Source organism: Pseudomonas sp. GD03875 (genome assembly GCF_029840585.1).
In the GTDB taxonomy this organism is placed as follows: Bacteria; Pseudomonadota; Gammaproteobacteria; order Pseudomonadales; family Pseudomonadaceae; genus Aquipseudomonas; species Aquipseudomonas paralcaligenes.
On sequence record NZ_JAOCCV010000010.1, the window covers coordinates 87,995 to 104,044 of the forward strand.

General features: G+C 63.1%; 17 protein-coding genes. 6 read left to right on the forward strand and 11 right to left on the reverse strand.

Annotation, left to right across the window (positions count from 1 at the left end; translation table 11 throughout):
* The first annotated feature begins 53 nt into the window (after positions 1 to 53).
* The 3 genes from N5D30_RS11440 (at position 54) to N5D30_RS11450 (ending at position 2,683) form a co-directional block, all read left to right on the forward strand.
* Positions 54 to 1,280 (forward strand): bifunctional alpha/beta hydrolase/OsmC family protein, encoded by a 1,227-nt coding sequence (locus N5D30_RS11440; RefSeq protein ID WP_088217337.1) that lies wholly within the window; start codon positions 54 to 56, stop codon positions 1,278 to 1,280.
* A 28-nt stretch (positions 1,281 to 1,308) separates the two neighbouring features.
* A complete protein-coding gene (gene msrA, locus N5D30_RS11445) occupies positions 1,309 to 1,845 on the forward strand; it encodes a peptide-methionine (S)-S-oxide reductase MsrA (protein WP_088217338.1) in 537 nt (178 codons plus the stop codon).
* A 76-nt stretch (positions 1,846 to 1,921) separates the two neighbouring features.
* Positions 1,922 to 2,683, forward strand: coding sequence for a ZIP family zinc transporter (locus N5D30_RS11450; protein WP_198650687.1), 762 nt, complete (start codon positions 1,922 to 1,924; stop codon positions 2,681 to 2,683).
* 20 nt (positions 2,684 to 2,703) lie between these two features.
* Here the strand turns inward: N5D30_RS11450 and N5D30_RS11455 are convergent, their stop codons facing one another.
* Positions 2,704 to 3,198: a MarR family winged helix-turn-helix transcriptional regulator gene (locus N5D30_RS11455; protein WP_198650686.1), complete on the reverse strand. Its 495-nt coding sequence runs from the start codon at positions 3,196 to 3,198 to the stop codon at positions 2,704 to 2,706.
* A gap of 483 nt (positions 3,199 to 3,681) precedes the next feature.
* Here N5D30_RS11455 and gap point away from each other — a divergent pair, with 483 nt between their 5' ends.
* Both gap and N5D30_RS11465 read left to right on the forward strand, forming a co-directional pair.
* Positions 3,682 to 4,689 (forward strand): type I glyceraldehyde-3-phosphate dehydrogenase, encoded by a 1,008-nt coding sequence (gap, locus tag N5D30_RS11460; RefSeq protein WP_088217340.1) that lies wholly within the window; start codon positions 3,682 to 3,684, stop codon positions 4,687 to 4,689.
* A gap of 65 nt (positions 4,690 to 4,754) precedes the next feature.
* Positions 4,755 to 5,057, forward strand: coding sequence for a DNA-binding protein (locus tag N5D30_RS11465; RefSeq protein WP_088217341.1), 303 nt, complete (start codon positions 4,755 to 4,757; stop codon positions 5,055 to 5,057).
* A 192-nt stretch (positions 5,058 to 5,249) separates the two neighbouring features.
* Here the strand turns inward: N5D30_RS11465 and N5D30_RS11470 are convergent, their stop codons facing one another.
* Together N5D30_RS11470 and N5D30_RS11475 are read right to left on the reverse strand one after the other, a co-directional pair.
* Positions 5,250 to 6,185 (reverse strand): YeeE/YedE thiosulfate transporter family protein, encoded by a 936-nt coding sequence (locus N5D30_RS11470; RefSeq protein WP_223850409.1) that lies wholly within the window; start codon positions 6,183 to 6,185, stop codon positions 5,250 to 5,252.
* Between the two features lie 59 nt (positions 6,186 to 6,244).
* A complete protein-coding gene (locus tag N5D30_RS11475) occupies positions 6,245 to 6,775 on the reverse strand; it encodes a MarR family transcriptional regulator (protein WP_088217343.1) in 531 nt (176 codons plus the stop codon).
* A gap of 212 nt (positions 6,776 to 6,987) precedes the next feature.
* Here N5D30_RS11475 and N5D30_RS11480 point away from each other — a divergent pair, with 212 nt between their 5' ends.
* Positions 6,988 to 7,890: a LysR family transcriptional regulator gene (locus tag N5D30_RS11480; protein ID WP_088217344.1), complete on the forward strand. Its 903-nt coding sequence runs from the start codon at positions 6,988 to 6,990 to the stop codon at positions 7,888 to 7,890.
* Here the strand turns inward: N5D30_RS11480 and N5D30_RS11485 are convergent.
* From N5D30_RS11485 to trbE, 8 genes are all read right to left on the reverse strand, one after another.
* Positions 7,887 to 8,123, reverse strand: coding sequence for a DUF2274 domain-containing protein (locus N5D30_RS11485; protein WP_088217345.1), 237 nt, complete (start codon positions 8,121 to 8,123; stop codon positions 7,887 to 7,889). The genes N5D30_RS11480 and N5D30_RS11485 overlap by 4 nt on opposite strands.
* A complete protein-coding gene (locus N5D30_RS11490) occupies positions 8,123 to 9,316 on the reverse strand; it encodes a TrbI/VirB10 family protein (RefSeq protein ID WP_217872219.1) in 1,194 nt (397 codons plus the stop codon). Before N5D30_RS11490 ends, N5D30_RS11485 begins: the two co-directional genes overlap by 1 nt.
* Before the next feature lie 26 nt (positions 9,317 to 9,342).
* Complete coding sequence (gene trbG, locus N5D30_RS11495; protein WP_231771189.1) at positions 9,343 to 10,311, reverse strand: P-type conjugative transfer protein TrbG; 969 nt, start codon at positions 10,309 to 10,311, stop codon at positions 9,343 to 9,345.
* A 77-nt stretch (positions 10,312 to 10,388) separates the two neighbouring features.
* Entirely contained in the window at positions 10,389 to 11,072 is a 684-nt protein-coding gene (trbF, locus tag N5D30_RS11500) for a conjugal transfer protein TrbF (protein WP_088217348.1), read from the reverse strand.
* Positions 11,072 to 12,436, reverse strand: a complete 1,365-nt coding sequence (trbL, locus tag N5D30_RS11505; protein WP_088217349.1) for a P-type conjugative transfer protein TrbL — start codon at positions 12,434 to 12,436, stop codon at positions 11,072 to 11,074. Before trbL ends, trbF begins: the two co-directional genes overlap by 1 nt.
* A 4-nt stretch (positions 12,437 to 12,440) precedes the next feature.
* On the reverse strand, positions 12,441 to 12,806 hold the full coding sequence (gene trbK-alt, locus N5D30_RS11510; RefSeq protein WP_088217350.1) for a putative entry exclusion protein TrbK-alt: 366 nt from the start codon (positions 12,804 to 12,806) through the stop codon (positions 12,441 to 12,443).
* Between the two features lie 10 nt (positions 12,807 to 12,816).
* Positions 12,817 to 13,587, reverse strand: a complete 771-nt coding sequence (trbJ, locus tag N5D30_RS11515; protein WP_088217351.1) for a P-type conjugative transfer protein TrbJ — start codon at positions 13,585 to 13,587, stop codon at positions 12,817 to 12,819.
* The gene (trbE, locus tag N5D30_RS11520; protein ID WP_088217352.1) at positions 13,584 to 16,040 is read right to left on the reverse strand and encodes a conjugal transfer protein TrbE; all 2,457 of its coding nucleotides are present in this window, start codon (positions 16,038 to 16,040) and stop codon (positions 13,584 to 13,586) included. The genes trbJ and trbE overlap by 4 nt, the downstream gene beginning before the upstream one ends.
* Positions 16,041 to 16,050 lie beyond the last annotated feature (10 nt).

Sequence of the window (16,050 nt, forward strand, 5' to 3'; positions counted from 1 at the left end):
GGTTCGAAGGGTTTCGGTGCACCTGCCAAGCCGCCGTTGGAGGCTCGAAGCATATGGCAGGAACACGGTTCAAGTTTGCCGGGGGAGCGGCGTCGGAGCTAACCGGGCACCTAGAGGCGCCGGAAGGGACTCCTCGCGGCTGGGCGATTTTCGCCCATTGTTTCACTTGCGGGAAGGACAGTCGCGCCGCCGTCCACATCGCACGCGCGCTCTCGCGGGCTGGTATCGGCGTCTTGCGGTTCGACTTCGCCGGCACAGGGCTCGCGAGTGCCGCGGAAGAAGAGGTAAGCTTCGCTTCTGACGTCGACGATCTGAGGGCAGCCGCGAAGGCCATGGCGGCTGCCGGTATGCCACCCGCCCTCCTTGTCGGGCACAGCCTGGGTGGCACGGCAGCGATCGTAGCCGCCGCCGAGCTGCCGGATGTCGCAGCGGTGGTGACGATCGGTGCGCCGGCCGACCTTCAGCATATCTTGCGCGTGTTCCGGCCTGGCGACCTCGACGCGATAGCGAGCAAGGGCGAGGCCTCTGTGGAGATCGCTGGCAGGCCGTTCCTCATCCGCCGCACCTTCCTGGAAACGGTAGAGCGAGCCGACATCGAGAAGTCCATCGCCGCGCTTCGACGTCCGGTGCTGGTCATGCATTCGCCGGTGGACCAAGTCGTGGGCATCGAGCATGCCTCGCGAATCTTCGTCGCGTCACGACATCCTAAGAGCTTTGTCTCGCTCGACACGGCGGATCACCTTCTCACCGACGTCGAAGATGCGAACTACGCCTCAGCTATGGTCGCCGCGTGGGCCAGCCGCTTTCTTCCGCCGCTTGCGGCAGATCTTCCGCAGGTCGAGGCGGCGAAAGGTGTCGTTGCATCGGAGACGCTCGCGGGAAAGTTCCAGCTCACGGTGCGCAGTGGCGAGCACACTCTGTTCGCCGACGAGCCGGAATCGGTCGGAGGTCTTGGGAGCGGCTTGTCTCCCTACGAACTGGTGTCAGCCGGGCTAGCTGCCTGCACGGTGATGACGATGCGCCTTTACGCCGACCGCAAGGGCTTCCCGCTCGAAAGAGCGACGACGACCGTGCGGCACGAGAAGGTGGCGGACATGATGCCGCCTGACCGCTTCACACGCACCATCGTTCTCGATGGGCCGCTCAGCGATGATCAACGCGCGCGCATTCTTGAGATCGCGGATCGGTGTCCCGTCGATCTGACGCTCGTCCGGGGTTCTGATGTGCAGACCGAGCTTTCGAGCGGCGGTCAGCCTGCCGGTGCGGCGTCGTCGAGTTGATTTGGTATACAGAGCTAAGGGTAAACGGATGGAGAGCCTGCCCGCTACAGACCAGGCGCCGGCGCGAACCGATCGAGCGATACTCGCGGGTGGGTGTTTCTGGGGTCTCGAAGATTTGCTGCGCCGCGCGAATGGCGTCGTGTCCACGCGTGTTGGCTATATCGGCGGCGAGATGCCAGATCCGACTTATGCGCGGCATTATGGCCATGCGGAAGCCGTCGAGGTAACTTTCGACCCGTCGATCCTGACGTACAGAGCGCTTCTTGAACTGTTCTTCCAGATTCACGACCCAACAACGTATGAACAACAGGGCAGCGATGTAGGCCCGAGCTATCGATCGGCCATTTTTTATACTTCCGCAGCGCAGATGGACATCGCGTTAGCGACGATCGCCGAGATCGAAGCGTCGGGTCGCTGGCCTGGGCCAGTCGTGTCCGAGATCAACCCGGAAGAATCTTTCTGGGAGGCTGAGCCCGAGCATCAGAAATATCTCATGCGTGAACCCGGTGGCTATAGCTGCCACTTCGCGCGACCGACCTGGCGATTGGACCGAGCGAAGCGATGAGCGAGCTTCGACTATCATCGACAACACTGCTGCAAGGGTGCTCGCGCTTTGACGTGCTGGCAGCCGGGTCACCGCCATGATGCCGGAATACGTGATCGCCGGCTTGTGGGGCCTTTTATCGGGTAGTGGACTGCTGGTGGGGGCGGTGCTGGCGGACGTGCTTTTCGGGCGACTTACTCACCGCATGATCTCCGCAGTTATGGGCTTTGGTGGCGGCGTGTTGATTGCCGTTGTCGCTACCGAACTCATCGGCGATCGCGTTTCGGCCGGGATGGGCCCAATTGCGATCTTCGCGCTGCTCGCCGGAGCTGCGATCTTCAGCGGCACAAACTGGTTTCTGTCTCGCCAAGGCGCGAAGCATCGAAAGCGATGCGGTGAATGCACGGAGCAGGCCACTGAACAGGAGCACCGTGGTAGTGGTGCCGCAATTGCGCTCGGCAGCGTTCTCGACGGAATTCCAGAGGCCCTTGTGATCGGGATGTCGGTGGCTGATGGCGGCAGAATCAGCCTGGCCGTCGTGGCAGGCTTCTTTCTCGCTAATGTGCCGCAGGGCCTATCGAGCACTTCAGGGATGAAGGTTGCGGGCCGACCTCGAAGCTATATCTACGCGGTCTGGGTCGGCATTCCCCTACTCGTTTGCGTTGCCGCCGGTGTAGGAAATCTTCTCCTCGTTTCGGCATCAACTCAGGCGCCAGCCATTCTTTCTTTCGCGGCCGGCGCCGTCATAGCGATGCTGGCAGAAGCCATGATACCCGAAGCTTTCGAAAAGGCGCCGCCGTTCATAGGGCTCATCACGGTCGTGGGATTTCTGGCGGCATATCTCATTGCTCAACACTGAGTGATGCGATTGCGATAGTCCTACGCCTCGCCGCTGTTTTCGCGATCTACGCCACGCTCATGCAACTCGGCATCGATCGGGCAGTTCGTGCAACCCTCATAGCAACACAAGCGGCAGATACGATAAGAATGCTCAAGATTTTCCAGGCGATTGCGTAAGACGCGTTCCGCTATGGCGCCGAGAACTTTCAGTTCGTCTGGGCTTAGGATGGATAACCCCTCTGCGATCACCTCGTCGCGCGAGGAAAGGACTTCGTCGCTCGCTATCTTGCCCGCCGCAGTGAGATAGAGGGACCGGGTGCGACCATCCGTGAAATGCTCACGGCGTTCGACCAATCCCTCAGCCGCTAACCGATCCACCAAACGGACTGTCGCTGCATGGGAGAGGCCGACGCCGATAGAGAGCATGCGAATCGAGAGCCCAGGCATGTGCGCAATCAACGCCAGGGCCGATGCTGCGGGTCCAGCTTCCGGCGCCCGCGATGAACTAGCGCGAACGATGTCGTCGCTGATCATGAGTGCGAACGCCCCAAAGATATTTCGATCGCGAGGTTCATCCATTGCCACATCTATATGTGCGCGAAGCATAGACAGCAAGCCATACCCGTGTGGTGCCGGTCGGCAAGCGAGAGGAGAAAAAGCCGGATTCACAGAGGCTTACGACACCCCAGCGATGACACTGGATATCGAAAGTCCGCTATTTAGATCATGGCGGCGTACGGAATGCCGATACCTGGCGGCTATAGATCGGTGTCGCTTGCCGTGGTTCCGGCTGCCTTGAGGCCGAATCACATCTTTGCAGCGCCACTTCGCGTTGTGGTCCAAAGTCCGCGCCGACATTGCCACGTTGACCCCAAGCACCCACGCAGATAGGTCTATGCGTGACGCATACATAAATGTGTCGGCACGAACATGCTGCCAGAGGCGAGTTCATGCGCCATGCGTCACTGAGTGAATGGCGTATGCTCTAGTCAGTAGGGCAAGCCAGGGGAGACAGGCATGACGGTTAAGGTCGCAATCAATGGTTTCGGTCGGATCGGGCGACTAGCCTTACGGTCGATCGTCGAACTACGTCGAGAGGACGTCGAAGTGGTTGCGATCAACGACCTCGGGCCGGTCGCTACCTTGGCACACCTCCTGAGGTACGACTCAGTTCATGGTCCCTTTCGCGGTTCGATCGACCTCGGCGAAGACTGGATCGACGTCGGGTCCGGTAAAATCAGGGTGTCGTCGGAACACGATCCAGCAAACCTGCCCCATGATGAGCTTGGTGTTGACGTGGCGCTCGAATGCACGGGCTTCTTCACATCCAAGGAGAAGGCCGAGTCGCACATTCGTGCGGGAGCAAAACGCGTGCTCATCTCCGCGCCGAGCGATGGGGCAGACAAGACGATCGTCTTCAAGGTCAATCACGACACGCTGACCGCTGACGACGTCGTCGTATCTAATGGCTCATGCACGACCAATGTCCTCGCGCCTGTCGCGAAGGTACTGAACGACCTCTGCGGCATAGAGCGAGGCTATATGACCACGGTTCACGCTTATACCGGTGACCAGCCGACGCAGGATACCGTCCACAAGGATCTCTACCGCGCCCGCGCAGCCGCACTCTCAATGATTCCGACTTCCACCGGGGCTGCGAACGCGATTGGCCGCGTGCTGCCGGAACTAAAAGGTAAGCTTCACGGCTCGTCCATCCGCGTCCCAACGCCGAACGTGTCGGTCATAGATTTGGCTGTTTCGACGTCGCGTGAGGTTTCGATAGACGAGGTGAACGACGCCATCCGTCAGACTGCCGCCGGTGCGATGAGTGGGGTGCTCGCCTTCACGACAGAGCCCTTGGTGTCGGTCGATCTGAACCATCGGACGGAATCCTCAATCGTGGCACTTCCCCAAACAGATGTTGTCGATGGCAGGATGGTTCGCGTGCTTGCTTGGTACGACAATGAATGGAGCTTTGCGACGCGCATGGCGGATACCGCGGTCGCAATGGCGAAGCTCATTTAGCCGATCGAGTGCCCGCAAAGTCGTCACTTTGCGAAAAGGTGGGTTTTCCAAAGAAGGAAGCATCGATGAGCATGACTGGACCATTGGCGCGCGCAGCGAGAGCCCTGATTCAGTGGCCGCGATCGCACGTCGCCAAGATCGCTGAGTTGGACGAGGAGACGTTAGCCCGGTTCGAGGCCGGCGGTAGCGTGCTTGCAGCTTCGGAACTGACGCGGTTGCGTGACGCGCTCGAACGGGGCGGCGCCGTCTTCATCGATGAGGATCATCGCGCGGGATCAGGCGTGAGGCTTAAGTTCAACGCTAAGGACGTGCGTGCCATTAATCGGATGGAGGGCGAAGGCGGGCCGGTAGGCACCGACGATGTCTGAAACCTCAGATTCTCGCGCCGGAGCTGGGGTATGCGGCGACAGACACTCATTCCTGCCGTGACCACGCCTACATGCACACAACCGTATGCTCGACGCACTATCCTTCGAGACGGCAATTAGGGGGATGGGGCAACGCAGGCGTATGACCTAATATGTCGATATTCACGGGTCTCATGATCGGCCCAAGACCATCTACACTCTCCCGTGGCCTGATGGACCTTTCTTGAAAAGCCTGTCACGCGCTTCAAATCCAAAAACGATCGTCGTCGTCATCACGAGGTAGGCAACTATGCCGCCCGGAGAGAGTGTAGGCACTGCGGCGAGGATCAAAGCGTCGTTGCCACCGGGTATGAGGCCGATACCTATTCCCATCAACGCTCCACCGACAATCGATCGCAGAATGCCGGCAACCGTCGGCCGTTGAAAACGCAAACGTCCCTGACGCACGGATGCCGTGATTGCTCCCGCAACAGAGGCAATGACCGCAACGAGTGCGACCTCGCCTGTTGGCGTCATTCGAAGAGGAAGGCCGCGTTGGATCAGGTCAGCGAACGTCCAAGCCGGTGACAGGGCGTAGAGAAGTCCACCAGCGATACCGAGGCCAATCATTGAGGCGCCAAACGCCCACCCCGGTCTTTTTCGCGATGCACCCTTCGTCGATACGAACATCATCGCCAGCGCGAGTACAACCGCAAGGGCGAGAACCATAGCGGCCCCAGGAATGCTTGGGCTCCCGATAACACTTGTCCATGTCACGAGAGAGCCGGGCCGACCATGATCGGCAATCAAGATCCCGACTGCTAGTCCCACAGGAAGAGCCAGCAGTCGCATTTCGCCATCGCCTAACCGTGCCAACGATCCAAGCAGACAGGCGTCATTGATGAGCGCCCCAAAGCCGAAGGCGATGGCGCCGATTAGGAGAAAGGCGTTGACGTTCGTCGAGGGTGCCAGGGTCGCGTTCAGCGACCCAGACCAAGCGAGCGGAATAGCAACAAGGCCCGCCGCTGCAGACGCCGCAAGAAATCCGACGAACATTCTTGGTCGGCGTCGTTTCTGCAACTCGTGAGCAGCCACGACCAGGCATGTCCCACCTCGGTTTGCGGAATACCCAAACCAGAATGCCAGCATGCATATGAGAAGGTCGAACGCGATGGATTCCAAAGTATCAAGCCTGATTTAAATTCTGGTCAGTCGTTCTTCGAAGGGCGCCGGGGTGGCGAGCGGGCTGGCGTTGCGTTTTCAGTAGGTCGTCGCCTCGGGTCGCCGCCCAGATGCTGGAGGCTTGCGAGCTCACTTTTGTTCAACCCGCTTTCGAGAAGAAGCCGCTCGGACAACGTGCCTAGGTCGTTCAGGTCGATGGGCGATAGGGGCGAGACCCACGCCGCGATCACCTGCTCGTGCGCTCTGAGCAAGGCTTTAGTCATCTGTTCACCGGAATTGGTGAGGTGGATGAAACGCGCCCGTTTGTCGACGGTGTGTCGCCGCCGTTCGACCAGATGACCGGTTTCAAGCCTGTCGATCAATCGCACGGTCCCAGCATGGGAAAGACGAAGCCGGCTAGCTAGGACGCTGATAGGGACCCCAGGCTCAACACTAAGAAAGATCATCAGCGCAGCCGCTGGTCCGCTCGGCGAAAGCGAGGCTGAGGCACTCGCGATGCTGTCAGCCACCGCGAGCGCAAGTGCACCAAAATGATACTTGGCTGCCTCCGGCTCCATCCATCAACGATATATGCGTGACGCATAGACATCAAGTGGCTGGAGATGTATGACTGCCGCATACATTTCTGGGATTCGGAGATGGTCATGCTCATCGAAGGACTCGGCTCACATTCCTCGTCTGAGATCGAAAGAGACGCGCCGTCCGCTGGCGGATCAGAATTTGGCGCGCTGCTCGTGCGCTCAAATGGCGGCAGTCACGGAGGGGCGTCATGCCTGATCTGACGCTTGATCTGCGATACCTCAAATACGCGATCCAGGTCGCCGAGGCAGGTAGCTTTCGCCGGGCGGCCGACCGCATTGCGATCTCCCAATCTACCGTCAGCCGTCGCGTGCAGATGCTAGAGCGTCAGCTTGGCGTTTCGCTGTTCGAGCGCACAAGAACAGGTGCCGCGCTAACGCCCGAAGGAGCACGCTTTCTTCAGCACGCGGCGGCAGGAGCGCGATACCTTCGCGAGGCTGCGACAGAGATCCGGTCTACCCGAAACCTCAAGACCGGGCTTATCAGATTCGGCATGCTCGAAGCATTTCCAGCGGGCCCAATCATCGACCTTCTCGCGGACTTCCGACATCAATATCCGACTATCGAGGTGAAGCTCGAGGAAGGCACTTCAGAAGAGAATACAGCGCGGGTGCGGCGTGGATTACTGGACGCCGCAATTTGCCTTCGCACGAACAGCAACCGCCAGTTTAAAATTCGGCGCTTCTGCGATCCCACTTTGTTCGTGGCATTGTCCCAGCGTCACCAGTTGGCGTCGCGAATGCAATTGGCTTGGGAAGACATCTGCGAGGAGGTATTTCTCGTTCGTTCCGACGGTGCCGGACGTGAACTCTCCGACTTGCTCAAGCGCATGGTAGGAGCCGTGGAAGGAGAGGTTCAACTATCCATTCAACAGGTCAGCCGGGAGACACTCCTCACCATGGTCGAACAGGGCTTCGGTTTAACCATCACGACGTTGGTTAGCCGCACTGATATCGCGTTGGTTCCGCTTTCATCGGTCCGAGCGCCCACGGCTGCTACGATTTCATGTTGCGACAACGACAATCCCGCCCTGCCACTGCTGCTGAAATGTCTCGACACCCTTTCAGGGCTGAAGGGGAGAAGTGTGGGCTAATCGTCGGTTTCTTGCGTCGTAGCTCGCCTAGCTTTTGCAAAACCGCGATCGGTTGCGATGAACCTCTCCAGCATCGGCACGATCAATCGCATTGGGTCAGCAATCACCTCGCCCTGTTCCCGGCCTAGCGCTTCGGCATATGCCCGCAAATCCCGGTGGAGAGCTGCGGGCATTTCTACCGTGACCTTGATCGGCTTGTCGTCGACGATCGGACCCAACTTAAGCTTCGCCATCATGATCCTCCGTAGGATTCGAGCACCAGGTCCCGCGTAACGATCACACGAACAGGGAAGCCAGGGCGGATCGTCAGCGTCGGCGCAATGTTGAGCTGTCGCCGCACAATCTGCTGTCCTGCATCATTGATGGTGTCCTCGCCGCCATTGCGGATCGCCTGGATCAAGCGATCATCATTGTCCACGGCGAGTTCGGCGCCGACGCTGAGCAGTGTGGAAAGTCCGGCCGCCTTGGCGAGATCCCACCAGTGGTAATCGACGCCGTCCTGCAGGCCGGCGAAACCTTCGGCGTCGGCACCTGGCTGGCGTTCGAGAACGATCGACCGGCCGTTCGGAAAGATCAGCCGGTTCCAGACCAGCAGCACGCGGCTTTGGCCGAACTGCACGTTGTTGTCGTATTGGCCGATAACCCGCGTGCCCTGTGGGACGAGCAGGATGCGGCCCGTCGGGCTGTCGTAGATGTTTTCGGTCACCTGGGCGGTGATCTGTCCCGGAAGGTCGGACCGGATGCCAGTTATGAGCGCCGCCGAGATGACTGCGCCGGCCTGAAGGATGTTCGGCGACGCCGGAGCAACGACGCGATCGGGGGACACCGTCCGTCGATCGGCCGCCGCGCTGAGGAAGGCGTTCTGGCGATCCTGCGCAGAGGGAGTGGTCGGCGGTGGCGCAAGGCCAAGGCTCGCCAAATCCGGCGAGGGCGGGAGTGCTGGGGCAATTCCCGCCGCGGCGGGCGCGCCCCGGCTTTCGGATCCGGAAAACAGACGGCTGGTCCGCGCGGTCTCGATCTCCTGAAGGCGGCGCTGCTCTTCCGGGCTGATGCCGGGATTGGGCGTGGCGATTCCGGGTGTCGGCACCGGCTGTCCGCGATCCTGGGTGCTGAGGATCGGCCGCCCGAGGTCACCGGGAAGTGGCGGACCGAGCCGCGGCACGCCACTGTAATCTCGTGGAAGGCCAGCCAGGCCGTCCGCGGTCGAGCGGTTCTCGGTCGAATAGAGCTCGTCGGTCGGCCGACCGGCGTCGCGGGTCTGAAGCGCGTAGATCAGTGCTCCTCCGAGTCCGACGCTGGCGACAAGACCGAGGCCGGCGAGAACCTTCCGCGATAATCGGGTGACGCGGGGCGGTTCGGCGCGCAGACGCATCGGCGCAGGCCCGACCGACTCGCCGGTCAGGGGCTGCGCATCGTCGTCCGGCATTTCCTCGCTCCGGGGCGGGTTCTCGCTCACGAGGTCGGCCTCCCGTCGGTTCGGACGATTCTGACGCGCTTTTGCTCCCGACCGGAGCCGAAGCGCAGTTCGGCGGCAGCGAACAGCCGGTCGACGATCATGTGGTGGCCGCGAACGCGGTAATTCACCAGCTCTGAGGTGTTGCCCTCGGGACCAACGACGAAGAGCGGCGGCATCTCGCCCTGGCCGATGCCGCGAGGAAACTCGATGAAGACCTGGCGACCGTCGTCGAAGGCGCGCAGCGGCCGCCACGGCGCGCGATCACCCTCGATCGCATAGCGGAAGTTGACGTTGGCGAGGTCGACCCCGCTGGCCACGGGGTGCGCGGCTTGTGCCTCGGCATTCTGCCGGCGCAGCGCGATGAGTTGGTCCTGCGGATACTGCCAGGAGACAGAGGCCATGTAGGTCCGCTCGGTCGAGCGCAGCTCCATGTGATAGGTGCGCATGTTGGTGTTGATGACGAGGTTCGTCATCAGGTCGGCCCGCGTCGGCTTCACGAGGATGTGGATTTGGCGCGTCGCGCCCGATCCGCTCTCGGTGTCTCCGATGATCCAGCGGACCGTGTCCCCGGCCGCCACCGGACCGGCGCCGACGAGCTGCTCGCCGGGCTGAAGCGCGATGTCGGTGATCTGACCGACAGCGGTGTAGACCTGATAGAGCGCCCCTTGCGTCCAGGGATAGACCTGCATGGAGTTGATGAAGCCGTCGCGCACCGGCTGGACGCGGGCCGCCTCATTGGCCTGATTGACGCGCGCCGTCGGGTTGGCCGGCTCGGGCGCGCGTCGTGTCTCCGGCACACGCTGCAACTGGCCGGGTAGCGGCAACGGCCGCGGTAACTCAACCACGGTGACGGGCGCAGGCGGATCGACGGTCTGCACGGCAGGAGCCGCGTTGTCGTAGGAAATTTCGGGCGGTGGGTTCGTGGTGGCGCAGCCGGCGAGCGCGGTTGTCGCCAGCAGGACCATAGGGATTGCGGCTCTGCGGAGAGCCGGGAATACAAGTGTGTGTGAAGCCGGATTTCCAGCTTTACGGAAAGACGGCTTCATTGCCCAAGCTCCCGTGACCAGTTGATGGCGTTGACGTAGATGCCGAGCGGGTTGGCCCTGAGCCGGTCGGCATTGCGGGGGATCTGCACGACGATCGTCAGGATCGCGGTCCAGCGCGTGGTCTCGGCGAGTTGGCCGTTCTCGTAGTGGCGCTCGACCCAGGCCACGCGAAAGCTGTCCGGAGAGGCGCGGATGACGCTGGAGACGTCGACGGCGACCTGCTGGCGACCGACACGCGTGAACGGGTCGTTCGAGCGCGCATAGTCGTTCAGCGCCATAGCGCCGCGATCGGTCGTGAAGTCGTAGGCACGGAGCCAGTTCTGTCGCACGATGATCGCGTCGGCCGGAATCGAGCGGACCTGTTCGACAAAGCGCGCCAGGTGGAAGGCGATTTGCGGATCGGTCGGGCGGTAGTCGGCTTCGGCCGGCGCCACGGCTTGAGCCTGACCGACGCGATCGACCTGCACCACCCACGGCACGATCGTTCCGCGTGCCGATTGCACGACTAGTGCGGTAGCGAACCCGGCCGACAGGATCAGGGAGCCGAAGGCCATGAGCCGCCAGTTCTTGGCCTGGATGCGAGAGGCGCCAATGCGCTCATCCCAGACTTGCGCGGCGCGCTGATACGGCGTCTCGGGCTCGGCGGCTTTGCCGTAATGGGTGGAGGGGCGTTTGAACATCAGCGATCGCCTTCGGAGAGATTGACGGAGGAGCCGCCGCCGTGGGCGTCGCCGGAGCGGACGGCATGGGCCGTGGCTTGCACGGCATGGGTCATTCGCTGGGAGCGGCGCATCCGCTGCGCCCAAGCGGGCGGTCCGCCGGCAATGGCGACACCGGAGGACGCGGCGCTGTCGCCGGCGGCATCACCGCCGACCGAGCCCATGGTGGAAGAGCCGCCCGTCGCCTCGAACGCGGCCTTGCCACCGGCGTCGAAGCTGGAGCGCATGCTCTCGGCGGCGCGGGAGGCAGCGCGGCGCAGTGGCGAGACCGCGGCGCTGCCGCTCGCACGGGCGACCCCACCAAGTCCAGAGACCACACCCGTCGCGCCGGACTGCCCAGCAGAGCCAAGGCTGTAAGCAGTCGAAGCACCGCCTGCGACCGCAGCACCGCCACGGGCGGCGGCGGCTGCGCCACCGGCGAGCGCCGCGCCGCCAGACGCGGCTGCACCGACCGCGCCGACGCCTGCCGCCACCATGCCGCCTGCGGCGAGGCCTGTGCCGACGGCTGCGCCTGCGCTGAGTTGGGGGCCGCCCGAGACGATGCCGCTTGCGATACCGGGACCGAAGATGCCGAGGCCGAGCAGCGACAGCGCGGCGAGCACGATAGCCATGGCTTCGTCGATCGAAGGGTTCTGCCCGCCGAAGCCGGATGTGAACTCGGAGAACAGCGTCGAGCCGATGCCGATGATGACAGCGAGCACCAGGACCTTGATGCCGGAGGAGATGACGTTGCCGAGAACACGTTCGGCCATGAAGGCGGATTTGCCGAAGAGGCCGAACGGGATCAGCACGAAGCCGGCGAGCGTCGTCAGCTTGAATTCAATCAGCGTGACGAAGAGCTGGATGGCGAGGATGAAGAAAGCGAGCAACACCAGCGCCCAGGCCAGGAACATGCAGGCGATCTGGATGAAGTTCTCGAAAAACGACCAATAGCCCATGAGGTTGGAGATGGAGTCGAGCAGCGGCCGTCCGGCGTCGAGCCCGGTCTGCGCGACCTTGCCCGGGCGCAGGAGGTCGGCTGTCGTGAAGCCCGTGCCGCTGGCCTTCAGTCCGAGGCCGGCGAAGCTCTCGAAGATGATCCGGGCGAGGTTGTTCCAGTTGCCGATGATGTAGGCGAACACGCCGACGAACAGCGTCTTCTTCACCAGGCGGGCGATGATGTCGTCATCGGCGCCCCAGCTCCAGAACAGCGCCGCCAGCGTCACGTCGATGACGATCAGCGTGGTGGCGATGAAGGCGACTTCGCCGCTCAGCAGGCCGAAGCCGCTGTCGATGTAGCGGGTGAAGACCTCGAGGAAGTGGTCGATGACGCCGGTGCCGCCCATGATACTACCGTGCCTCGTCGGGCTGGGGCGCGCTCTCGCGGCGGATCGGATTCTCGGGGATTTCGCGCGGCATCGCATTCGGCGGAGGCGGTTCGGGAAGACGCTCCATCGGACGGGCGCCGGGCGCGAGGAAGCGATGACGGTTCTCCGCCCAGGCTCGGAGACACCCCGGATCGCGTGGCCCCGCTTCACCGAGGGACTGGCAGCGGATCAGCTCATCGCGCAGCAGATCGGCCTGCGCCTCGGTCGAGCGGCCGGATGGCCAGGCGGGCGGCGCTTCTTCCTTCCGGGTCATCTCGATGGCGGTCGCGGTTACCGCGACCGCGACGAACACGACGGCGCCAAGCCGGGCGAGCATCTTGCCGTCCATGACCATGTCCTCAGTTGCCGTTCGGGAACATGCGCGCGTTGCCGGGCTCGTAGCCGGTACCCGGGGTCAGGAACCGGCGGCGCTGTTCGCGGCCCTGTTCGGCCGCTGCCGCCCGCTCGGCCTCGGAGAGGCTCTGTGCGCGGCCATTGGCGGCGACGACGGCGGTGAGGTCGGCGAGCTGCTGTGCTTGCAGAGCGAGAAGCTGATTCCCCGCTTGCGTCGCCTGCAGCGCGCCGGTCGCGCCCTGGCTTTGACCGACGAGCGCCGTCATCTCACTGCGATTGGTATCGATGTTGCCGACGACGCCCGCCTGCACCCGCATGGCGTCCTGCAAACCGCCGACCGTATTCTGCCAGCGTTCCCGCGCCTGGGAGACGAGCGCCTGATCGGAAGCCGACATCGACGCGTTGCCGTAGGTGGTCTGGAACGCGCGGTCGATCTGCTGGACGTTGAGGGCGATGCCCTGCGCCTCCGCGAGAAGTTGCTGGGTGCGCTGCATCGACTGCTGAAGCTGCTGGAGCGAGGAGTATGGCAAGCTCGCGAGATTGCGGGCCTGATTGATCAGCATCGTCGCTTCATTCTGAAGCTGGGTGATCTGCTGATTGACCTGCTGGAGCGTGCGCGCCGCCGTCAGGACGTTTTGCGCATAGTTGGTCGGATCATAGACGATCCACTGCGCGGCTGCGGGCGGCGCAAGGATCGGCGACAGCGCGAGCGGCGCGGCGAGGAGCGCGGCGCCGATGCCCAGCGCGCGCGAGCGGGAAGAATGAGAGCGGGTCATGAGCGTGCCTCCGGATCGGTTTGGGGGGTGACATTGGTGAGGTCGGGGATGAGGTCGGAGGCCCAGCCAAGCCGGTTCTCGCCAAGCCATTCGGCAAGGAAACCATCCGTGCCGCTGCGGGCGTGAACCGCGGCGATCAGCGCCTGATGCTGCTTCGACGAGGCTGCGCACAGCGCCAGGGCTACGTCCGACAGGCCTAGCTCGAACAAGCGATTCCCCCGCCGCGACTGGCAGTAGTAGTCGCGCTTGGGCATCGCCCGGGCGAGGATCTCAATTTGGCGATCGTTGAGGCCGAAACGCCGATAGATGGCGGTGATCTGCGGCTCGATCGCGCGTTCGTTCGGTAGCAGAATACGGGTCTGGCAGCTCTCGATGATCGCGGGCGCGATTGCAGACCCATCGATGTCGGAGAGCGACTGGGTGGCGAAGATGACGCTGGCGTTCTTCTTGCGCAGCGTCTTCAGCCATTCGCGGAGCTGACCGGCGAAGCCGTCGTCGTCCAGCGCGAGCCAGCCTTCGTCGACGATTAGCAGCGTCGGACGACCGTCTAGGCGGTCCTCTATGCGATGGAAGAGATAGGCGAGCACAGCGGCGGCAGCACCGGTGCCGATCAATCCCTCGGTTTCGAAGACCTGAACATTGGCTTCGCCCAGATGCTCGGCCTCGGCATCGAGCAGCCGGCCATAGGGGCCGCCAACACAGTATGGTCGGAGCGCCTGTTTCAGATCGTTGGATTGGAGGAGAACCGAGAGACCCGTTAGGGTGCGTTCGCTGATAGGCGCGGAGGCCAGCGACGACAGCGCCGACCACAGATGCTCCTTGACCTCGGGCGTGACCGGGACTCTTTCGCGCCCCAGGATCGCGATCAGCCAGTCGGAGGCCCATGCCCGCTCGGCGACATCGTCGATCCGCGCCAACGGTTGCAGTGACACGCTGTCGTCAGCGCCTTCGGTAAGCCCACCGCCGAGATCGTGCCAGTCGCCGCGCATGGCGAGGGCTGCGGCCCGGATCGAGCCGCCGAAGTCGAAGGAGAAGACCTGGGATCGCGGATAGCGCCGGAACTGAAGCGCCATGAGGGCGAGCAGCACGGATTTGCCGGCGCCGGTCGGGCCGACGATCAGAGTATGGCCGACGTCGCCTGCATGGATGGAAAGCCGGAACGGGGTCGAGCCTTCGGTTCTGCCGTAAAGCAGTGGGGGTGCATTGAAGTGCTCGTCCCGTTCCGGTCCAGCCCACACCGCCGACAGCGGGATCATGTGGGCGAGATTCAGTGTCGAGATCGGCGGCTGCCGGACATTGGCGTAGACATGGCCAGGCAGCGAGCCGAGCCAAGCATCCACGGCGTTGATGGTCTCGGGCATTGCCGTAAAGTCGCGGCCCTGGATTACCTTCTCGACGAGACGGAGTTTTTCGGCGGCGATGCGGGGATCGTCATCCCAAACCGCGATCGTCGCCGTCACATATGCCTGGCCGGCGTAGTCGGCGCCCAGCTCCTGCAGCGCCATGTCGGCGTCGGCCGCCTTGTTGGCCGCGTCGGTGTCGACCAGCGCCGAAGCCTCGTTGGTCATCACCTCTTTCAAGATCGCCGCAATGCTTTTGCGCTTGGCGAACCATTGCCGCCTGATCTTGGTCAGCAGCTTGGTCGCGTCAGTCTTGTCGAGGAGGACGGCGCGCGTCGACCAGCGATAGGGAAAGGCCAGGCGGTTCAGCTCGTCGAGGATGCCGGGCGTGGTCGCTGTCGGGAAGCCGACGATGGTGAGGATGCGCAGATGCGCATCGCCCAGGCGGGGCTCCAGCCCGCCGGTCAGCGGCTGATCGGCGAGAAGCGCATCGAGATACATTGGTGTCTCGGGGACGCGGACGCGGTGCCGCTTCGTCGAGACGGTCGAATGCAGATAAGTCAGCGTCTCGCCGTCATCGAGCCAAGCGCATTCCGGCATGAAAGCGTCGATGAGCTGGAGGATGCGATCGGTGCGGTCTGCAAAGCCGCGCAGGATCTCGTGCGCATCGACGCCGGCATGATCACGGCCCTCGTAGAGCCAGGTCTCGGCGCGGGCGGCGTCCTCGACCGGCGGCAAATAGAGGAAGGTCAGGAAATAACTGGACTCGAAGTGCGCCCCGGCTTCCTCGAAATCGGCCTTGCGCTCGGCATCGACCAGGGCCGAAGCGCTGTCGGCGAACATGCTGGCCGGATAGGTGACGGCGCCGTGCCGCTGCGCCTCGACGAAGATGGCCCAACCGGAGCCGAGACGGCGGAAGGCATTGTTGAGGCGGCCGGCGACGGCCACCAGCTCGGCCGGGACGGCGCTGTCGAGGTCGGGCCCGCGGAAGCGTGCGGTGCGCTGAAGGCTGCCGTCCTTGTTCAGCACGACGCCTTCGCCGACCAACGCCACCCAAGGGAGGTAGTCGGCGAGCCGAGTGTTGCGGTTGCGATATTCGGCGAGGTTCATCATCAGCGTCGCT

Excerpts from the sequence above, each read along its gene's own strand:
- trbJ (WP_088217351.1), bottom strand. The coding sequence starts at position 13,587 with ATGACCCGCTCTCATTCTTCCCGCTCGCGCGCGCTGGGCATCGGCGCC.
- trbF (WP_088217348.1), bottom strand. The coding sequence starts at position 11,072 with ATGTTCAAACGCCCCTCCACCCATTACGGCAAAGCCGCCGAGCCCGAG.
- gap (WP_088217340.1), top strand. The coding sequence starts at position 3,682 with ATGACGGTTAAGGTCGCAATCAATGGTTTCGGTCGGATCGGGCGACTA.
- N5D30_RS11455 (WP_198650686.1), bottom strand. The coding sequence starts at position 3,198 with ATGATCAGCGACGACATCGTTCGCGCTAGTTCATCGCGGGCGCCGGAA.
- N5D30_RS11465 (WP_088217341.1), top strand. The coding sequence starts at position 4,755 with ATGAGCATGACTGGACCATTGGCGCGCGCAGCGAGAGCCCTGATTCAG.
- trbK-alt (WP_088217350.1), bottom strand. The coding sequence starts at position 12,806 with ATGGACGGCAAGATGCTCGCCCGGCTTGGCGCCGTCGTGTTCGTCGCG.
- trbL (WP_088217349.1), bottom strand. The coding sequence starts at position 12,436 with ATGGGCGGCACCGGCGTCATCGACCACTTCCTCGAGGTCTTCACCCGC.
- N5D30_RS11480 (WP_088217344.1), top strand. The coding sequence starts at position 6,988 with ATGCCTGATCTGACGCTTGATCTGCGATACCTCAAATACGCGATCCAG.
- N5D30_RS11485 (WP_088217345.1), bottom strand. The coding sequence starts at position 8,123 with ATGGCGAAGCTTAAGTTGGGTCCGATCGTCGACGACAAGCCGATCAAG.
- trbE (WP_088217352.1), bottom strand. The coding sequence starts at position 16,040 with ATGATGAACCTCGCCGAATATCGCAACCGCAACACTCGGCTCGCCGAC.
- N5D30_RS11490 (WP_217872219.1), bottom strand. The coding sequence starts at position 9,316 with ATGCCGGACGACGATGCGCAGCCCCTGACCGGCGAGTCGGTCGGGCCT.
- trbG (WP_231771189.1), bottom strand. The coding sequence starts at position 10,311 with ATGGTCCTGCTGGCGACAACCGCGCTCGCCGGCTGCGCCACCACGAAC.
- N5D30_RS11470 (WP_223850409.1), bottom strand. The coding sequence starts at position 6,185 with ATGCTGGCATTCTGGTTTGGGTATTCCGCAAACCGAGGTGGGACATGC.
- msrA (WP_088217338.1), top strand. The coding sequence starts at position 1,309 with ATGGAGAGCCTGCCCGCTACAGACCAGGCGCCGGCGCGAACCGATCGA.
- N5D30_RS11440 (WP_088217337.1), top strand. The coding sequence starts at position 54 with ATGGCAGGAACACGGTTCAAGTTTGCCGGGGGAGCGGCGTCGGAGCTA.
- N5D30_RS11475 (WP_088217343.1), bottom strand. The coding sequence starts at position 6,775 with ATGGAGCCGGAGGCAGCCAAGTATCATTTTGGTGCACTTGCGCTCGCG.
- N5D30_RS11450 (WP_198650687.1), top strand. The coding sequence starts at position 1,922 with ATGATGCCGGAATACGTGATCGCCGGCTTGTGGGGCCTTTTATCGGGT.